The organism is Streptomyces sp. CB00316, from assembly GCF_001905595.1.
Lineage (GTDB): Bacteria > Actinomycetota > Actinomycetes > Streptomycetales > Streptomycetaceae > Streptomyces.
In genome coordinates this window covers 158,762-175,780 of record NZ_LIXI01000003.1, presented here as the reverse complement: position 1 = coordinate 175,780, position 17,019 = coordinate 158,762, and the positions used below count along the sequence as shown (strand labels likewise).

Below are 17,019 nucleotides of genomic sequence, written 5' to 3'. Positions count from 1 at the left end.
CGCGGAGAAGGTCTCAGGAGGCCGTGGCCGCATGCTCAGGCGTGCGGGCGCGGCCTCCTGGGTGCCGGTGGCGCCACACCCAGAAGACCGTGCAGGAGACCAGCGCCCAGGCGGCCAGCACCAGGTACGGGAAGAGGAACTGGTGGCCCTGGTAGTAGACGGCGGTGTGCTGGGCGTTGACGGAGGCGCCCGGCGGCAGCCAGCGGCCGATGTGCCCGAGGGCGGAGGGCAGCAGCGGCCAGGAGACCGCTCCGCCGGACGACGGGTTGCCGAGCAGCACCATGACGCCCCAGGTCGGAATCATCGCCCAGCGGCCCATCAGCGTGTTGAACATGGTGAAGACCATGCCCGAGGTGAACATCGTGAATGCCAGGATCAGCCAGGACTGGGTGAACGGCAGGTCGACCGCCCCGAGCCACCAGTCCACGGCCGCGGCGATGGCGAACCCGCCGAGCAGGGCGTACGCGGCGGTGAACGCGATGCGTTCCGCCGGGTTGAGGCCGTGGGCGTGGACGCTGAGCTGGATCGCGCCGAGGAAGCCCATGATGACGGCCGCCAGCGAGATGTAGAACAGGGCGAGCCCGCGCGGATCGCCCTTCTGGAGCGGCTTGACGTCCCGGACGGTGACCTCGGCCCCGGTGGCGTCACCGACCTCGAGACCCGCCTTGCCGAGCAGCTCGGCCACGGAGGCGCCGGACGCCCCGGCCACATCCAACGCCACCCCGTTGTCGGAGGCGCGGACGATGGCGAAGACCCTCTGTTCGTCCAGGGCGCGGCGGGCATCCGCGAGGTCGGGATACTCGCGCAGTTCGAGCGAGGCGTCGAGCGCCTTCTCCATCCCGGTGACGAACGCCTCCCCGCGCTCCACCTCCGGCTGGGTGACCAGGGCCGCCGGGATGCGGTGCGGGGTGGGGTTGGCCATCGCGTAGGTGTAGGAGCCGGCGAAGAGACCGGCCGCGGCGGCGACGATGAGGACGAGGACGGTCGCGGGGAGGAACGGGCTGTTCTTGTACGCCTCCCAGCGCTCGCGGAGGGTGAGCGGCCGGCCGTGGGCGCCGTGCCTCTGGCTGGTCCAACCCTTGCCGCCGCCCTCGCCCTCGCCGCCCCCGCTCACGCCATCTCGCCGTCGTCGTCGTGCCGGGCGCGGCTGGGCTGGACCCGCTTCGGTTCGCCGGGCATCTTCGGGTACTCCGGCGGGTACGGCAGGTCGCCGAGACCGCGCTCCGTCTCGTCCCGGTCGGCCAGCTCCAGCAGCCCGTCGAGCCGGAACGCCTCCTGGTCCATGTCGGCGTGGACGTCACCGACTTCGGCGTACCGGGCCGGGAGCGTGACGATGTCGAAGTCGCGCGGTTCGGCGTCGTCGATCTCCTCCCAGCGCAGGGGCGCGGAGACCGGGGCGTGGGAGAAGGGGCGTACGGAGTAGGCGGAGGCGATCGTGCGGTCGCGGGCTGTCTGGTTGAAGTCGACGAAGATCCGCTCGCCGCGCTCCTCCTTCCACCACGCCGTCGTCACCCGCCCGGGCATCCGGCGCTCCAGCTCGCGCCCGGCGGCGATGGCGGCGCGCCGGACCTCGGTGAAGGTCCAGGCGGGCTCGATGGGGACGAAGACGTGCATCCCGCGCCCGCCGGAGGTCTTGGGCCAGCCGCGTACGCCGTGGTCCTCCAGGACGGAGCGCAGCTCGTGGGCGGCGGTGACCGCGTCGGCGTAGTCGGTGCCGGGCTGGGGGTCCAGGTCGATGCGGAGTTCGTCCGGGTGGTCGGTGTCCCCGGCCCGGACCGGCCAGGGGTGGAAGGTGAGGGTGCCGAGGTTGGCGGCCCAGATCACGGCGGCGAGCTCGGTGGGGCAGAGCTCGTCGGCGGGGCGGCCGCTGGGGAAGGCGATACGGGCGGTGGGGATCCACTCGGGAAGGTTCTTCGGGGCGCGCTTCTGGTAGAAGAAGTCGCCCTCCACCCCGTCCACGAAGCGCTGGAGCGTGGTGGGCCGGTGGTTCAGGGCACGGGTGATCCCGGGGCCCACGGCCAAGAAGTACTCGGCCACGTCCCTCTTCGTGTAGCCCTTCGCCGGGAAGTACACCTTGTCCGGGTTGGACAGTCTCACCGCTCGTCCGCCCGCGTCCAGCTCCACCGCTGTTCCCATGACGGTCACCGTAGGCCGGTCGCACATATGCCGCATATCGGGAGACACGGGCAGGGAGCCGGTCCAGAATCGGGCCATGGACCTGCCGGTGATGCCGCCCGTGAAGCCGATGCTCGCCAAGTCGGTGTCCAAGATCCCGCCGGGCATGGGCTACGAGGCGAAGTGGGACGGCTTCCGGGCGATCGTCTACCGGGACGGCGACGAGGTGGAGATCGGCAGCCGTACGGGCAAGTCGCTGACCCGCTACTTCCCCGAGATGGTCGACGCCGTGAGGGAGAACCTGCCGCCGCGCTGCGTCATCGACGGGGAGCTCGTCATCGCGCACGAGGGGCGGCTGGACTTCGACCGGCTCAGCGAGCGCATCCATCCGGCGGACTCCCGGGTGCGGATGCTCGCAGAGAAGACCCCGGCGAGCCTGATCGCCTTCGACATCCTCGCGGTCGACGACGCCTCCCTCCTCTCCACCCCTCAGGTGGACCGGCGGGCCGTCCTGAAGGCCGCCCTCTCCGGCGCCTCCGCGCCCGTACTCCTCGCTCCTTCCACCACGGACGTCGAACTCGCCCAGGAGTGGTTCGAGCGGTACGAGGGCGCGGGACTCGACGGGATCGTGGCCAAGCCGCTGGATCTGCCGTACCGGCCCGACACCCGGGTGATGTACAAGATCAAGCACGAGCGGACCGCCGACGTCGTGGTGGCGGGGTACCGCGAGCACAAGAGCGGCCCCGTCGTCGGCTCGCTCCTGCTCGGCCTGTACGACACCGAGGGCGTGCTCCAGCACGTCGGCGTCTGCGCGGCCTTCCCGATGAAGCGGCGCGCCGAGCTCGCCGAGGAACTCGCCCCGCTGCGCACCGGCTTCCCCGACCACCCGTGGGGGGCGTGGGCGGACGCGGCGGCGCACGAGGCCTCGCGGCTGCCGGGGACGCAGAACCGCTGGTCGGGGAAGAAGGACCAGTCGTGGGTGCCGCTGCGCCCGGAGCGGGTCTGCGAGGTGGCGTACGACCACATGGAGGGCGACCGGTTCCGCCATACGACGCAGTTCCGACGGTGGCGCCCGGACCGGACCCCGGTCGGCTGCACCTACGCGCAGCTGGAGGAGGTCGTCTCCTACGACCTGGCCGAGGTGCTCGCCGGCCGCTGACCCGGCCGGGGGGCTTCCGCGTACATGAGCGGCCGCGACGGGGGAACCAGGCTGCGGGCGGGGGTGTACCGAGGAGAGCGGGGAACGAAACGATGACCGACGATCCTACGAGCGACCCGACGGAGCTGCTGAAGGGGCTGACCGTCGACGGACGGCGGCCCGAACAGCCGGTGCTGCTGGACGAGCGGGGCCGCCCGCTGGAGACCTGGCGGGAGAACTACCCGTACGAACGGCGGATGGGGCGCAGGGAGTACGAGAAGGAGAAGCGCATCCTCCAGATCGAGCTGCTGAAGCTGCAGCGCTGGGTGCGGGAGAGCGGGCAGCGGCTGGTGGTCCTGTGCGAGGGCCGCGACGCGGCGGGCAAGGGCGGGACGATCCAGCGGTTCACGGAGCGTCTCAACCCGCGTGGGGCACGCGTGGTCGCCCTGGAGAAACCGACCGAACGCGAGAGCGGGCAGTGGTACTTCCAGCGGTACGTGTCCCACCTTCCGACCGCCGGCGAGATCGTCTTCTTCGACCGCTCCTGGTACAACCGGGCCGGGGTGGAGCGGGTGATGGAGTTCTGTACGCCGGAGCAGCACGCACATTTCCTGAAGCAGGCTCCGCAGTTCGAGCGGATGCTCGTCGACGACGGCGTTCTGCTGGTGAAGTTCTGGTTCTCGGTCTCCCGCAACGAACAGCGGACCCGGTTCGCGATCCGGCAGGTCGACCCGGTACGCCAGTGGAAACTGTCGCCGACCGACCTGGCCTCTCTCGACCTCTGGGACGACTACACCGCGGCGAAGGTCGACATGTTCCGGGCCACCGACACCGCACACGCGCCGTGGACCGTGGTGAAGAGCAACGACAAGAAGCGCGGCCGTCTGGAGGCCATGCGCAGCCTGCTGTGGCGGTTCGACTACGACAGCAGGGACGACAAGGCCGTCGGCACCCCGGACCCGCTGATCATCGGGCCCGCGGACACGCTGCTGGAACCCGGTGAGGAACGGTCCGACCTCTCCCCCACCCCGCTGGCCACCCGAACACACGGGCCGGGGGACCACCCTGAGCAGACCTGACCGCGGAACTCCCCGGTCAGGCGGTGATTTCCTGCTCACCGGGCTGCCTATTCTTCTTCTCACACATTCCCTGAGAGCCGAAAGCAGACGGAATACCCCTCAGGTATTCACATTCGGTGCGGGCCGGTGAATCGCAGGAGTCGCTTCATGTATGGAGCCGTCGACAGGGGGAATGCGGTGGTTTCGACGGGAACAAGAAATCACCGACGGCACGGAAGGAGGTACGGGCGTGTACAGCACTCCTCCCGTACGTCCCGCGGACGGCTCGTCCGCGGACACGCCGCGGACCGCGGGCGAGGCGCGCGATGTCGTGACACGGCTGCTGGCGGCGGAGTTCGACGAGTTGTCGGAGGAGATCCTCTCGAACGTGGTCGTGGCGGACGCCCTGTTGGTCACCTCGGAGATCGTGACCAACGCACTGCGGCACGGAGGGGGCCTCACCGGCTTCTCGGCCCGGATCACCGAAGGCGGGCTCCGCCTCGTCGTCGACGACGCGGACCCCCGGCATCCCGTTCGCCAGGAGCCGCCCCCCGGGTCGGTCGGCGAGGGCGGTTACGGCTGGTCGCTGGTCCACCGGCTCACCAGGCAACTGTCCGTCACACCCCACGAGGGCGGCAAGCGCATCGTCGCCGTGGTGTCGCTGGTCTGATACGCCCCCGCGTCACCGGGCCCGCGGCACCCGGCCCGGTGACGGCGGCTCAGGGAGAGGGCGACGGGCGTCGGCCCCGGTGTTGTGCAGATGGGCCACGAGGTGCGGGGTGGGCACCTGCGCGCCGAGGAAGTCGACCCGCCAGCCCCGCAGCAGGCTCGTCTCCCCCTCTGTGCGAACGGCCGTTCCGGCCCGGTCGACGACGAGCACGGCGTACGGCGGCCGGCCCCAGTCGGCCGGACCGAACCGCTCCTTCGTGGACGTGCCGGTCTCTGTCTTGGGTGAACCCATGAGCGGGGACCCGCCTGTGGCGAGTCGCACCACCCTTCCGGTCGGAACGAACTGTTTCCCTCGGGGAGGGATCCCGAAGGGGGCCCGAAATATCAACCCGGTCCCGCACGCGTCCACCGTGCGGACCCCCTGGGACACAGGACGATCACGTCACTCTTTCGCTGCCTGCACATCGTCGGCTCAGGCGGCGGACCCGGCCTCCGGTGCGCACGGTTCACCGTCACCGTACTCTCCGGACCGGCTCCCGATGGCCGTCGAGGACCCGGGCGAGGTGGGGTCACCGCTCGGGCACCCCTGGTCGGTGGTTCCGGGGTCGGGGCTCGGGCCGGGGTCCGGGTCCGTCGGGCCGGGGTCGGTCGGGGTGGGGCCGGTCGGAGTGGGGCCGGGGTCGGTGGGACCCGGATCGGTCGGACCGGGGTCGGTGGGGTCAGGGCTGGGGCCGGGGTCCGTGGGGCCGGGGTCCGTGGGGCCGGGGTCCGTGGGGCCGGGGTCGGTCGGGGTCGGGCTCGGCGTGCCTGGTTCGGAGGGGCTCGGGCTCGGGGAGCCGGGCTTCGTGGGGCCGGGCGTGGGCTTGGGGCCGGGCGGGCGTGGGGGCCGCGGGCCGATGACGATGCCGCCGCCCTTTCCGGGCTTATCGGAGGGGCCGAAGCCGACGGGCGCCGTGGGCCGGTCGGTGCCGCCCGGTCCGGGGCTGGTGGGGAGGACCCCCCGGCCGTCGGCCACCGGGTGGGTCCCCTTGCGGTAGAACTCCAGCCACGACAACACCGTACGCAGATAGACGTCGGAGCGGTTGTAGCTGAGGATCGCCCGGTCCAGATCGGCTCGGACGCCCAGGTCACGGCCTCCGGCGCAGAGGTAGTGCCCGGCGGCGAGGGCGGCGTCGTAGATGTTGTCCGGGTCCTTGCGGCCGTCGCCGTTGCCGTCCATGGCCCAGTTCGCCCAGGTGGACGGGATGAACTGCATCGGCCCGACGGCCCGGTCGTACGTACGGTCGCCGTCGTGCACCCCGTTGTCGGTGTCCCGGATCAGCGCGAAGCCCACCCCGTCCAGGGCGGGCCCCAGGATCGGCGTGAGCGTCGTCCCCCGCGCGTCGACCCGGCCGCCCGCGGCCTGCCCTGACTCCACCTTGCCGATCGCCGCGAGCAGTTGCCACGGCAGCCGGCAGCCGGGGTCGCCGCGGCGTAAGGACCTCTCGGCGTTCCGGTACGCGGCGAGCACGGTCGCCGGGATGCCGGCCTCCGACCGGGCCCGGGCGAACAGCGGGAGGGACGGTTCCACCGCGGCCCGCGGCGGCTTCAGCGGCGCGGGCGGCTGCGGGCTCTCCAGCGGCGGCAGTTCGGTGTGGTACGCGTCGTCGCCCTCCACTTCGCTCCACACCACGTCGTCCGTGCCCGACGTGGCCCGCTCCTCGCGCGAGACCGCCACCGCGTCCCCGAAGCCGGGCGCCTGGGACGCGGTGAGCGCGGCCATCGCGGCGACCGCCGTGACCGTGCCGGTGAGCTGACGGCGTACCGTGCCGTTGAACTTCATAGCTGGTCCCCTCTCCCCGGCTGCCCGGGCCTGGCGGTTCAGCGGGTGAACGTGTCGATGGCGGCGATCCGCCAGGTGTCCCCGTGGCGGACGGCGTCCACGGCGAACATGGCCGCCGCGTAGGTGGTCTCCTCGTCCTTGCCGGTACGGGTGTTGCTCTGGTCGGCGAAGATCAACAGCCGGGCACGGTCGCCGTCCAGATACTCCACTCCGCTCGCCGTGACGGTCGTGGTGAGGACGAGCTTCTGCTGCGGCGCCTGTGCCCGTACCTCCGCGAGCATGTCCTTGTGCTGCTGCACGGCCCTGCCGGTCAGATGTGTCTTCGCGGCACGGTCGGAGCGGGTGGGCGAGGCGTAGTCGTACGAGAACACGGCACCGACCGCCTCGCCGATCCGGCCCTTCACCTCGCTGGTACGGGCGATGTCGGTGAGCGCGGTGTTCTGCCGCGCGGGCTCGTCGCGCAGGCTCGCGGCCGAGGTGAACGCCCAGGCGGCGAAGGCCCCGAGGAGAACGGTGAGAGCGCAGAGGAGGGCGGGGAGGCGGGGGCGGAGGCGTCCCCGTGGGGGCGTGGTTACGGCCTCCGATCCGGACCCGGGTTCGGGTTCGGGATCCCGGTCCTGCTCTCGCACCGGTTCCGTTTCCGGCTCCCGCAGGCCCGGTGGCGCGGTGGTCTCCTCCGTGGCCTCCTCATCCGATACCGGGGCCACCGCCGCGCGCGACGGAGAAGTGGCCAGTCTGCGGCGGCGATTGACCAGGTGGCGGGTCGTCGACATGGGGGTCCTCTCGGATACGGGGCGAGGGCGGCGGCAGCGGGTACGGAGCGCGGGTCAGCCGGCCGTGGAGCCGACGGGGGCCTGGCCGAGCGCGCTGAGCTTCCACCCCTCGGAGGTCCGGGTGAGGGTGCCGAGCATCCGGCTCTCCTTCACGGCCGGGTCGCCCTCGGGCGCGGTGACGGTGACCCGCAGCGCCACCATGACCCCGGCCCGGCCCGCCCGTTCGTCGAGTTCGGTCACCGCACCGGAGAGCACCTTCGCCGTGCTGACCGTCTTCGCCGCCACGATCTGCTCGGCGAACGCGTCACGGCCTTCGACGAGTTGGCGGTGCAGGTCGCCGGTGGTGGATTCCTCCCAGCTGTCGAGGCCCTTCTCCAGCGTGCGATGGTCCAGGGTGTTCATGTTCTGGACCGCCTGTTCCCCCGCCGCCAGCGCGTCGTCCCGCGCCTGCGCGTAGGAGGCCGCGTCGTCGTGGGCGGCGTCGTAGCGCTGCCAGCCGCCCCAGCCCGCCGCCCCGGCCGCGACGACTGCGAGCGCCGTCGCCGCGATCACCAGGGGGTTCCTCGTCGTCGCCCGTGCCATGTCGTGCCTCTCCCCTGCCGTCATATGGAGCTGATCTCGACGATCCGCCAGTGTTCGCCCCGCAGTTCGGCGGTGACGGACAGCTGGGCGGAGGCGGTCGTGGCGGGCCGGCCACGGCGTTCGTAGACCTGGTCGAGGAAGACCAGGAGGTGGGCGCCGGAACCGGTCAGCCGGGTCACCCCGGCCCGTACGACGTGGGTGGTCAGCGTCAGCTTCTGGTCGACGGCCTGCTTCTCGACCTGGCCGAACAGTGCGGCGTACTGCTGGAGGGCCTTGCCCGCGAGGACCTCTTGCGCCGCTTCCTTGGCGAGGGCGGTGGCGCCGGGGCCGTACGAGAAGATCCTGCCGAGCGCGTTGCTGACGTCGCCCGTGACCCGGGTGGTGGCCTCGGCGTCCGCGAGCGCGAGGTTGGCGGTGGCCGGGGTGTCGCGCAGTTCCCGCCCTTCGGCGAAGAGGAGCCCGCCGGCCGCGAGCAGGACGACGGCCAGGACGGCGCCGAGGACGCGGGGCAACCGGGAGCGGCGACCGGGCTCATCGGTGCCGTCCGGTTCGGCGTCGTCGATGTACTCCTCGTCCTCGACTGCCGTGCTCACCAACGCTGCTCGCCCGCTCATCCGCCGCCTCCCGCCGCCATCGCCGTGAGCGCCTTGACCTTCCAGCCGCCGCCCGTGCGGGCGAGCGTGGCCGTGAAGCGTTTGCGCTGGGTGCCGGGGGCACCCGTGCGCGGGGTGACCTCGACGTCCACGGTGGCGATCAGCTCCGCCGTGCCGGTGCGGTCGTCCAGGGCGGTGAGCGCCGCCGAGGTCACCTTGCCGTCGGCGGTGTCGCCCGCCGCCGTGAGCGTCTTCGCGTCGGCCGCCGAGGTCCGCTTCAGCTGGTCGTGGAGCGGCCCGGTGGAGGAGTCGCGCCACGCCCGCAGCCCGGCGGAGACGCTGGTGCCGTCCTTGCCGTCGAGGCTGTTCAGCGTGGCGAGGTGCCGCTTGCCCTGGGCCAGGGCCGCGTCGCGGGCCTTGGCGTAGGCGAGGGTGCGGTCGCCGCGCGCCTGGGCGTACGACCAGGTGCCGAGTCCGCAGACGAGGGCGGCGGCCAGCAGGACGGCCCAGCCGCCGAGATGTCGGGGGCGGAGCGTCATGAGCCACCGCCTCCCAGGCCCAGGAGTCCGGCCATGCCGGGGGCGGGAGGCGCGGCACGGGGTGGGGTGCCCAGCGCGCCGGGCAGCCGGTCCTTCGCGTCGGCGTCGGCTCCCTCCCCCAGAAGCATCGAGCCGGGTTTGGCGGGCGCCGGGACCGGGCCCCCCTTCGGGGCGTTGGCGCTGCCCCGGACGTTGGTACCCGTACCGGGAGAAGAGGCGCACCGGGCGGCGGAGTTGAGGGCAGGAGCGGGCGAGGTGTCGAGTCCGTTGCGGTACGTCGTGGCGCCGTACCCGGCGGTGCAGGGCAGCGGCTCGAAGAAGGTGACCGACATGCCGAACCGGGCCCCGTCCTCGTCGACCGCGCTCGCCCCTGCCGCCGCCACCGCGGGCAGCTTCACCAGCAGTTCCTCCAGGCCTCGTTGGCGGGTGACGGCGACCTGCGACGTGGTGAGCAGGTTGGCGACGACGACGCCGAAGGCGGGGTCGAGGTCGCGCAGCAGCCCGCTGATCTGTACGGCCGCGTCCGGGGTGGTCGCGATCAGCCGCCGCAGGTCGCCGTCGGCTCCCTTGAGTTCGGCGGCCAGCTCCTTGGCGCCGGAGGCGAACCCCCTGAGTGCCGCGCCCTGTTCGGCCTGGGTGCGCAGCACGGTCTCGCCGTCGGCCATCAGCCGGGTGGTCGTCGGCAGGGCCCGGTCGGCCGCGTCGATGAACTCGCCGCCGCTGTCCAGCAGCACCTGGAGGTCGTCGCCGCGCCCTTCGAAGGCGGTGCCGAACTCCTCGACGACCGTGCGCAGGTGCTCCAGGTCGACCGAGCTCGCGAAGTCGTTGACGCTGGTGAGGACTTCGGTGGGCGGAGCCGGGAGGGTGGTGTCGGCCGCGTCGATCACCGAACCGTCGCCCAGGTAGGGGCCGTGCGAGCGGGACGGGCGCAGGTCGACGTACTGCTCGCCGACCGCCGAGAGGTTGGCGACGACGGCCTGCAGGCTGTCCGGGATGGGCGGGGCGTCCTTCTCGATCCGCAGCTCGGCCTCCACCCCGTGGTCGGTCAGCTCGATGGGGCCGACCCGGCCGACCGAGACACCCCGGTAGGTGACGTTGGAGTGGGTGTAGAGGCCGCCCGTCTGCGGGAGTTGGACAGTGACCGTGTAGTAGCTGCGCAGCCCGACGTAGTGGCCGAGACCGGCGTACCGCACGCCGAGGTAGCCGAGGACCAGCACGGCGATCACGAGGAAGGCGATGTTCTTGAGCCGGATGGCGGGAGTGATCACGGGGTGCTCCCCTTCTCCGGTGCATCGGGAACCGACGTACGCGAAACCGCCGGCAGCGGGAGCGGCAGCGCGTTCCGGGCCGCCGCCGCGCCCTCCGCGCCCTCGCCGGGCGGCTCGTGCGGCGGCGGGGGCAGGGTCGGGTCGTCCGGGGTGAGCGCCGGGATGATCCGGGTGCCGGGCGCGGCAGTCACGTCCAGGTAGACGTTCAGGTAGTCGCCCTTCACCCCGCGCAGCACCTCGTCCGTGAACGGATAGGTCAGCGAGGCCTGGAGCGCGTCGGGAAGGTCCTTGCCGGAGTCGGCGAGCGCCTTCAGGGTCGGGGCGAGCGCCTTCAGGTCGGCGATCATGTCCGCCTTGCTCCTGTTGATCGTGTCGACGGCCACGGTGGAGAGGGTGTCCAGGGTGCGCAGCATGGTGAGCAGCGAGCCGCGTTGTTTCTCCAGGACCTTCAGTCCGGGGCTGAGCCCGGTGAGGACCGTTCCGACGTCCTGTTTACGGGTGGCAAGCGTGGCGGCGAGCCGGTTGACGCCGTCCAGGGCGCGGGTGATGTCGCCCTTGTTGCTGTCCAGGTTGGTGACGAGGGTGTCGACCCGGTTCAGCATCGAGCGGATCTGCGGTTCCTGGCCGGTGAGCGCCTTGTTCAGCTCGGTGGTGATGGTCTTGAGCTGGTTGATCCCGCCCCCGTTGAGCAGCATCGACAGGGCTCCGAAGACCTCTTCGACCTCCGGGTTGCGGTTCGTCCGGGTGAGCGGGATGCGGCCGCTCTCCGCCAGGGAGCCGCGCGCTGTGCCCTCGGCGGGCGGGGTGAGCTGGATGAACTTCTCGCCCAGGAGGCTGGACTGTTCGAGGCGGGCGTAGGCGTTGGCGGGGAGCTCGATGTCCCCGTTGACCCGCATGGTGACCCTGGCGCTCCAGCCGTCGGCGGCGAGGGCGATGCCGGTGACGCGCCCGACGGAGACGTCGTTGACCTTGACCGAGGACTGCGGTGCCAGGCTGAGGACGTCGCCGAACTCGGCGGTGATCTCGTACGGCTCGTCGCCGAGGTCGGCCCCGCCGGGCAGCGGGATCTGCTCGATGCCGGTAAAGACCGGACCGTCGGTACGGACCACGACCAGGGCGATCAGGGCGCCGGTGGCCAGTAGAGCCACCGCTCCGGTGGCCGCCCGGACGCCGGTGGTGCGCAGGGAACCGCTCATCGTCCCGCCCCCTTCTTGTCGTCCGGTTTCCGCTTCGCCGGCTGTTTCTCCGGGGTCCCGAAGACGGTCCCCACCTCCGGCAGCGGCAGGACGGGCAGCGCCTTCCGGCGGTTCGCGTCGACGGGTGCCAGCCCGGGCGGCGGGCCGGAGGCCGCGTCCGGCTCGACGAGGGGGCCGCCCATGGAGAGCTCGTTGAGATTGGCCCGGCCGTTGAGGGTCCGGTTGGCGGGGTCGTACGCGTTCAGGACGTTGCCCGCCGCCAGCGGCAGGGTGTCCATCGCCTCCGCCAGCGAGGCACGTTGGTCGACCAGGGCCTGGGTGATGGGGACCAGGGCATCCACGTTCTTCTTCAGCGCGCCCCGGTGCTTGGCGATGAACGTCTTCACCTGGCCGAGCGCGGCGCCCAGTTCCTTCAGTGCCGCGCTGAGGTTCTTCTTGTCGTCCGCGAGGAACGAGGTGACCGAGTTGAGCTGCTGCTCGGCGGTGCGGACCTCGCTGTCGTTCTCCTTGAGCATGGTGGTGAAGGACTGGAGGTAGGCGAGGGTGTCGAAGAGGTCGCCGCTGCTCCTGTCCAGGGTCTTGGCGGCCTTGCCGAACTGTTCGACGGAGTCCCCGATGGCCTTTCCGTTGCCGTCCAGGTTCTTCGCCCCGGTCTCCAGCAGCCGGGCCAGCGCCCCGTCGGCGTTGGCGCCGTTCGGGCCGAGGGCCGTGGTGATCTCGGTGATGGAGGCGTAGAGCTGGTCGACCTCCACGGGGGTGGCGTTGCGGGCGGCGGGGAGTTCGGCGCCGTCCGTAAGGAGCGGTCCGCCGTCGTAGGCGGGGGCGAGCTGGATGTACCGGTCGGCGACGAGGCTGGGGGCGACGACGACCGCGTGGGCGTCCTTGGGCACCTTGATGCCCGCGTCCAGGCGGAGGACGACCTCCACCTCCCTCCCCCGGGGGGTGACGGACTCGACCGTGCCGACCGGGACCCCGAGGATGCGCAGGTCGGACCCGGCGTAGACGCCCGTCGCCTGTTCGAAGTAGGCGGTGACGGTGGTCCGGGAGTCCTCCTCCAGGGCGCTGACCCCGGTGGTGGCGGCGACGGCGACGACCGCGAGTCCGGCGCCGATGCCGATGATGCGTGTGCGTCTCATGTCAGCGGCCGCCTTGCTTCGGTGGCATGCAGCCGGTCGCCGGGGGCGTGCCGGCGGGGAGGTAGTTCGGGGGCACGACTCCGCAGGCGTACGTGTCGAACCAGCGGCCGTTGCCCAGGGTGTTGCCGACGAGCCGGCTGTACGAGCCGGTCATGGCGAGCACCTTGTCCAGGCTCTTGCGGTTCTTCGCGAGGACGGCGGTGACCCGGCCGAGGGAGGCCAGGGTCGGCCCGAGCTGCCTGTCGTTGTCCTCGACGAGGCCGGTGAGCTGGGTGCCGAGGCTGCGGGTGCCGGTGAGCAGCAGGTGGATGGCGTCGCGGCGGGCCTGGATCTCGCCGAGCAGCAGGTTGCCGTCCTCCAGGAGGGTCTCGAAGCTGCTCGTCTTCCCCGCGAGGGTCTTCGTGAGGCGCTTGCTGCCCTGGAGCAGCGTTGCCAGCTGGGCGTCGCGCCGGGAGACCGTACGGGAGAGGGCGGAGAGCCCTTCCGCCGCGCTGCGGACGTGGGGCGGGGAGTCCTTGAAGGTGGCGGAGATCGTCTCGAAGCTCTTGGCGAGCTGCTCGGTGTCGATCTCCTCGATGGTCTCGCCGAGCCCGTCGAACGCCTGGGTGACGTCGTACGGGGAGGTCGTGCGGCTCGCGGTGATGCGGGAGCCGGGGTCCTGGGGCGCGTTGCCGAGGGGGTCGACGGCGAGGTACTTCTCGCCGAGGAGGGTCTTGAGGGCGATGCCCACGGTGGAGGCGTTGCCGATCCAGGCGTCCTTGACCTTGAAGTCGACCTTCACGCGGGGCCCGTCGAGGGAGACCCCCGTGACCTCACCGACCTTCACTCCGGCGATGCGCACCTCGTCGCCGTCGGAGAGCCCGGCGGATTCGGTGAAGTCGGCGCTGTACGTCGTACCGCCGCCGATGAAGGGCAGGGAGTCGGCGCGCCAGGCGGCGAGGGCCAGCAGCGTGAGGACGAGGAGTCCGACGAGGGAGACGGCGACCGGGTCGCGTTCCCGGATGGGGGTGAGGCTCATGCCAGGCACCTCGGCTGGGTGATGGCGATGCCGGTGGGGGGCGTGGAGCCGTCGTCGGTGGCCACCCCGCCGACCTTGGCCTCGCAGAGGTAGAGGTTGAGCCAGGAGCCGTAGGAGGTGAGGCGGCTGATCGCCTCCATCTTGGCCGGGGTCTTGTCCAGGAAGTTCTCGATCTGGGGCGTCCCCTTGTCCAACTGGTCGCTCAGTCGCCCCAGTTGGCGGATATTGTCCTTGAGCGGCTTCCGGCCGTCCTGGAAGAGGTCCGCGGTGACCGTGGTCAGGGCGCCCATCGCCGTCACGGCTTCACCGAGCGGTTTGCGGTCGCCGGAGAAGCCGGAGACGAGCTTCTCCAGGGTGACCACGAGGTCGTCGAATCCGGCCTCCCGGTCGTTGACCGTCGTGAGGACCGTGTTGAGATTCTTGATCACCTCGCCGATCACCTTGTCCTTCGCGGCGACGGTGCTGGTGAGGGAGCCCACGTGGCGCAGGATGGAGTCGACGGTGCCGCCCTCGCCCTGGAGGACCTGGACGATGGAGCCGGCGAGCTGGTTGACGTCGGGCGGGGACAACCCCTCGAAGAGTGGCTGGAAGCCGTTGAAGAGCTGGGTGAGGTCGAGGGCCGGGGTGGTGCGGGAGAGCGGGATGGTGGCCCCGGCCGCGAAGGTCCGGCCGACCGGCCCGGCGCCCCGGTCCAGGTCGACATAGCGCTGGCCGACCATGTTGAGGTACTTGATGGACGCCGTCACCGAGGCGGGGAGCGTGCGCCCCTTCCGTACGCCGAAGGTGACCTCGGCGACCCTGCGGTCCGCGACCCGTACGGACTCGACCTGGCCGACCTTCACCCCGGCGACGCGGACGCTGTCGCCGGGGATGAGCCCGGTGGCGTCGGTGAACCGCGCCTTGTACGTGGTGGTGTCGCCGACGCCCGTGTTGGCGATGGAGAGCCCGAGGACGGTGGTGGCGAGGACGGTCACCAGGACGAAGACGAGGGACTTGGTGAGCGATCCCGCGAGGGAGCGGCGTTTCACTTGAGCTTCACCTCCGCACCGCGGAAGGCCGGACCGATGAGCACGCTGCTCCAGTCGGGCAGGGTCTGCGGCTGGACTTTCAGTGAGGGAGCGACCAGCTCGTTGACGAGCTGGGACTCCTGCGGCGAGTTGGGCAGGCCGAGCGCGGTGTCCTGGGCGGCCTGGGGCGGGGCGGTGACGTCGGTGGCCCGGCGGTTGTCGGCGGTCGGAGCGCCGCCCTTGCCGACGTACGGCACCGAGTAGCAGCGCGGGCCGCCGGTGGCGCTGTAGACCGGGGTGTCCTTGCCGGGGACGTACTTCCCTCGCGAGGGAACGGACTTGACCGTCACGTGCAGGCCCGGCTCGTTCGTCCCCTTGCCGAGGGCCTTGTCCATGGCGGGCACGAAGCCGGCGACCGTACGCAGCGTGCAGGGGAACGAGTCGGCGTACTTCGCGAGGAGTTCGAGCGTGGGGCGGCCGGAGGAGGAGAGCCGGATGAGGTTCTCCTTGTTCTCCCGCAGGAAGGAGGCGACATCGCGCGCGGAGGCGGCGGTGGTGCCGTACAAGGCGGCGAGCCGCGCCTCCTGTTCGGCGAGGGTGCCGCTCGTGGTGGTGGCGTCGGTGAGGGCGTCGAGGACGTCCGGCGCCGCTTCGGCGTAGAGCGTGCTCACCTTGACGAGTTGCTTGATGTCCTCGTTGAGCGTGGGGAGTTGGGGGTTGAACTTCTTCAGGTGGGCGTCCAGCGTGGTCAGCGTCTCACCCAGCTTCTCGCCGCGTCCTTCGAGAGCCTGGGAGACGGCGCTCAGGGTGGCGGAGAGCTTCTCCGGCTTCACGGCGGTCAGCAGCGGCAGGACGTTGTCCAGCACCTCCTCCAGCTCGATGGCGTTGCTGGACCGGTCCTGCGGGATCACCGCACCGGCGCTCAGGGTGCGCGTGGAGGGGGTACGGGGCGGGACGAGGGCGACGAACCGCTGGCCGAAGAGGGTGGTGGGCAGCATCTGCGCGGTGACGTCGGCGGGGATCCGGCCCAGCTGGTCCGGGTCGATGGCCAGGGTGAGGCGGGCGCCCTCACCGTCGGTGGCGATGGACCTGACCTGCCCGATGACGACCCCGCGCAGCTTCACATCGGCGTTGTCGTGCATCTCGTTGCCGACCGGGCCGGTGCGGACGGTGACGGTGGCGTCGTCGGTGAAGTCCTTGTCGTACACCGAGACCGAGACCCAGATCAGGAGGGCGGGCACGAGCAGGAAGGCGACTCCCGCGACTCTGCGGCGGACGGTCTTCGCTCCGCGTGGACTCATCAGCCGGCCACCTTCACCGTCGTCGTGGCGCCCCAGATGGCGAGCGAGAGGAAGAAGTCGGTGACGCTGATGAGCACGATCGCGTTGCGCACCGACCGGCCGACGGCCACCCCCACTCCGGCGGGACCGCCGGTGGCGTGGAAGCCGTGGTAGCAGTGGGCGAGGATCACCAGCACGCTGAAGATCAGCACTTTGAGCACCGACAGCAGCACGTCGTCCGGGGAGAGGAAGAGATTGAAGTAGTGGTCGTAGGTGCCCGCCGACTGCCCGTTGAAGAAGATGGTGATGTAGCGGGAGGCGAGGTACGAGGAGAGCAGCCCGATCGCGTACAGCGGGATGATCGCCACGACCCCGGCGATGATCCGGGTGGTGACGAGGTACGGCATCGAGCGCACGCCCATCGCTTCGAGGGCGTCGACCTCCTCGTTGATCCGCATCGCGCCGAGCTGGGCGGTGAAGCCCGCGCCGACGGTGGCGGAGAGGGCGAGCCCGGCGACGAGGGGGGCGATCTCTCGGGTGTTGAAATAGGCGGAGATGAAGCCGGTGAACGCCGAGGTGCCGATCTGGTCGAGGGCCGCGTACCCCTGGAGGCCGACGACCGTGCCGGTGAAGAGGGTCATCGCGACCATCACGCCGATGGTGCCGCCGATGACGCCCAGGCCGCCGCTGCCGAAGGCGACCTCGGCCAGCAGCCGCTGCACCTCCTTGAGGTAGCGGCGCAGGGTGCGTGGGATCCAGATCAGTGCCCGTACGTAGAACGTGAGTTGGTCGCCCGATCGGTCGAGCCAGCTGAGCATCGCCATC

General features: G+C 71.4%; 18 protein-coding genes. 3 read left to right on the top strand and 15 right to left on the bottom strand.

The annotated features are described in order from the left end of the window. Nucleotides 1-13: 13 nt before the first annotated feature. Entirely contained in the window at nucleotides 14-1,114 is a 1,101-nt protein-coding gene (locus AMK21_RS08940) for a hypothetical protein (protein ID WP_073875972.1), read from the bottom strand. Beyond that, nucleotides 1,111-2,136: a non-homologous end-joining DNA ligase gene (gene ligD / locus AMK21_RS08935; protein ID WP_234421877.1), complete on the bottom strand. Its 1,026-nt coding sequence runs from the start codon at nucleotides 2,134-2,136 to the stop codon at nucleotides 1,111-1,113. The genes AMK21_RS08940 and ligD overlap by 4 nt, the downstream gene beginning before the upstream one ends. A gap of 76 nt (nucleotides 2,137-2,212) precedes the next feature. Between ligD and AMK21_RS08930 the strand changes: the two genes are divergently transcribed. From AMK21_RS08930 to AMK21_RS08920, 3 genes are all read left to right on the top strand, one after another. Continuing rightward, the gene (locus tag AMK21_RS08930) at nucleotides 2,213-3,274 is read left to right on the top strand and encodes an ATP-dependent DNA ligase (RefSeq protein WP_073875968.1); all 1,062 of its coding nucleotides are present in this window, start codon (nucleotides 2,213-2,215) and stop codon (nucleotides 3,272-3,274) included. A 92-nt stretch (nucleotides 3,275-3,366) separates the two neighbouring features. Further along, nucleotides 3,367-4,332 carry a polyphosphate kinase 2 gene (ppk2, locus tag AMK21_RS08925; protein WP_073875966.1) on the top strand — a complete coding sequence of 322 codons (966 nt, stop codon included), beginning with the start codon at nucleotides 3,367-3,369 and terminating at the stop codon, nucleotides 4,330-4,332. A 229-nt stretch (nucleotides 4,333-4,561) separates the two neighbouring features. Beyond that, a complete protein-coding gene (locus tag AMK21_RS08920) occupies nucleotides 4,562-4,981 on the top strand; it encodes an ATP-binding protein (protein ID WP_073875964.1) in 420 nt (139 codons plus the stop codon). Between the two features lie 12 nt (nucleotides 4,982-4,993). Here the strand turns inward: AMK21_RS08920 and AMK21_RS08915 are convergent, their stop codons facing one another. From AMK21_RS08915 to AMK21_RS08855, 13 genes are all read right to left on the bottom strand, one after another. Next, nucleotides 4,994-5,272: a hypothetical protein gene (locus AMK21_RS08915; protein ID WP_073875962.1), complete on the bottom strand. Its 279-nt coding sequence runs from the start codon at nucleotides 5,270-5,272 to the stop codon at nucleotides 4,994-4,996. Nucleotides 5,273-5,452: 180 nt separating this feature from the next. Next, nucleotides 5,453-6,802, bottom strand: a complete 1,350-nt coding sequence (locus AMK21_RS08910; protein WP_073875960.1) for a lytic transglycosylase domain-containing protein — start codon at nucleotides 6,800-6,802, stop codon at nucleotides 5,453-5,455. A gap of 38 nt (nucleotides 6,803-6,840) precedes the next feature. After that, nucleotides 6,841-7,575: a hypothetical protein gene (locus tag AMK21_RS08905; protein ID WP_073875958.1), complete on the bottom strand. Its 735-nt coding sequence runs from the start codon at nucleotides 7,573-7,575 to the stop codon at nucleotides 6,841-6,843. A gap of 54 nt (nucleotides 7,576-7,629) precedes the next feature. Beyond that, nucleotides 7,630-8,157 carry a hypothetical protein gene (locus AMK21_RS08900; RefSeq protein WP_073875956.1) on the bottom strand — a complete coding sequence of 176 codons (528 nt, stop codon included), beginning with the start codon at nucleotides 8,155-8,157 and terminating at the stop codon, nucleotides 7,630-7,632. A 20-nt stretch (nucleotides 8,158-8,177) separates the two neighbouring features. Continuing rightward, on the bottom strand, nucleotides 8,178-8,771 hold the full coding sequence (locus AMK21_RS08895) for a hypothetical protein (RefSeq protein WP_073875954.1): 594 nt from the start codon (nucleotides 8,769-8,771) through the stop codon (nucleotides 8,178-8,180). Then, the gene (locus AMK21_RS08890; protein WP_073875952.1) at nucleotides 8,768-9,289 is read right to left on the bottom strand and encodes a hypothetical protein; all 522 of its coding nucleotides are present in this window, start codon (nucleotides 9,287-9,289) and stop codon (nucleotides 8,768-8,770) included. The genes AMK21_RS08895 and AMK21_RS08890 overlap by 4 nt, the downstream gene beginning before the upstream one ends. Continuing rightward, complete coding sequence (locus AMK21_RS08885; protein ID WP_073875949.1) at nucleotides 9,286-10,557, bottom strand: MCE family protein; 1,272 nt, start codon at nucleotides 10,555-10,557, stop codon at nucleotides 9,286-9,288. Before AMK21_RS08885 ends, AMK21_RS08890 begins: the two co-directional genes overlap by 4 nt. After that, nucleotides 10,554-11,753, bottom strand: a complete 1,200-nt coding sequence (locus AMK21_RS08880) for an MCE family protein (protein WP_073875947.1) — start codon at nucleotides 11,751-11,753, stop codon at nucleotides 10,554-10,556. The genes AMK21_RS08885 and AMK21_RS08880 overlap by 4 nt, the downstream gene beginning before the upstream one ends. After that, the gene (locus tag AMK21_RS08875; protein WP_073875946.1) at nucleotides 11,750-12,889 is read right to left on the bottom strand and encodes an MCE family protein; all 1,140 of its coding nucleotides are present in this window, start codon (nucleotides 12,887-12,889) and stop codon (nucleotides 11,750-11,752) included. The genes AMK21_RS08880 and AMK21_RS08875 overlap by 4 nt, the downstream gene beginning before the upstream one ends. A gap of 1 nt (nucleotide 12,890) precedes the next feature. Beyond that, complete coding sequence (locus tag AMK21_RS08870) at nucleotides 12,891-13,907, bottom strand: MCE family protein (protein ID WP_073875943.1); 1,017 nt, start codon at nucleotides 13,905-13,907, stop codon at nucleotides 12,891-12,893. Further along, on the bottom strand, nucleotides 13,904-14,935 hold the full coding sequence (locus tag AMK21_RS08865; RefSeq protein ID WP_073875941.1) for an MCE family protein: 1,032 nt from the start codon (nucleotides 14,933-14,935) through the stop codon (nucleotides 13,904-13,906). Before AMK21_RS08865 ends, AMK21_RS08870 begins: the two co-directional genes overlap by 4 nt. Then, nucleotides 14,932-16,215: an MCE family protein gene (locus tag AMK21_RS08860; protein ID WP_073875939.1), complete on the bottom strand. Its 1,284-nt coding sequence runs from the start codon at nucleotides 16,213-16,215 to the stop codon at nucleotides 14,932-14,934. Before AMK21_RS08860 ends, AMK21_RS08865 begins: the two co-directional genes overlap by 4 nt. Then, nucleotides 16,215-17,018 carry an MlaE family ABC transporter permease gene (locus AMK21_RS08855; RefSeq protein WP_073875937.1) on the bottom strand — a complete coding sequence of 268 codons (804 nt, stop codon included), beginning with the start codon at nucleotides 17,016-17,018 and terminating at the stop codon, nucleotides 16,215-16,217. Before AMK21_RS08855 ends, AMK21_RS08860 begins: the two co-directional genes overlap by 1 nt. Between the last annotated feature and the right edge of the window lies 1 nt (nucleotide 17,019).

Coding starts and splice junctions, on each gene's coding strand:
- AMK21_RS08890 (WP_073875952.1), bottom strand. CDS start 9,289: ATGACGCTCCGCCCCCGACATCTCGGCGGCTGGGCCGTCCTGCTGGCC.
- AMK21_RS08905 (WP_073875958.1), bottom strand. CDS start 7,575: ATGTCGACGACCCGCCACCTGGTCAATCGCCGCCGCAGACTGGCCACT.
- AMK21_RS08860 (WP_073875939.1), bottom strand. CDS start 16,215: ATGAGTCCACGCGGAGCGAAGACCGTCCGCCGCAGAGTCGCGGGAGTC.
- AMK21_RS08855 (WP_073875937.1), bottom strand. CDS start 17,018: ATGGCGATGCTCAGCTGGCTCGACCGATCGGGCGACCAACTCACGTTC.
- AMK21_RS08915 (WP_073875962.1), bottom strand. CDS start 5,272: ATGGGTTCACCCAAGACAGAGACCGGCACGTCCACGAAGGAGCGGTTC.
- AMK21_RS08870 (WP_073875943.1), bottom strand. CDS start 13,907: ATGAGCCTCACCCCCATCCGGGAACGCGACCCGGTCGCCGTCTCCCTC.
- AMK21_RS08895 (WP_073875954.1), bottom strand. CDS start 8,771: ATGAGCGGGCGAGCAGCGTTGGTGAGCACGGCAGTCGAGGACGAGGAG.
- AMK21_RS08880 (WP_073875947.1), bottom strand. CDS start 11,753: ATGAGCGGTTCCCTGCGCACCACCGGCGTCCGGGCGGCCACCGGAGCG.
- AMK21_RS08910 (WP_073875960.1), bottom strand. CDS start 6,802: ATGAAGTTCAACGGCACGGTACGCCGTCAGCTCACCGGCACGGTCACG.
- ppk2 (WP_073875966.1), top strand. CDS start 3,367: ATGACCGACGATCCTACGAGCGACCCGACGGAGCTGCTGAAGGGGCTG.
- AMK21_RS08930 (WP_073875968.1), top strand. CDS start 2,213: ATGGACCTGCCGGTGATGCCGCCCGTGAAGCCGATGCTCGCCAAGTCG.
- AMK21_RS08900 (WP_073875956.1), bottom strand. CDS start 8,157: ATGGCACGGGCGACGACGAGGAACCCCCTGGTGATCGCGGCGACGGCG.
- AMK21_RS08875 (WP_073875946.1), bottom strand. CDS start 12,889: ATGAGACGCACACGCATCATCGGCATCGGCGCCGGACTCGCGGTCGTC.
- ligD (WP_234421877.1), bottom strand. CDS start 2,136: ATGGGAACAGCGGTGGAGCTGGACGCGGGCGGACGAGCGGTGAGACTG.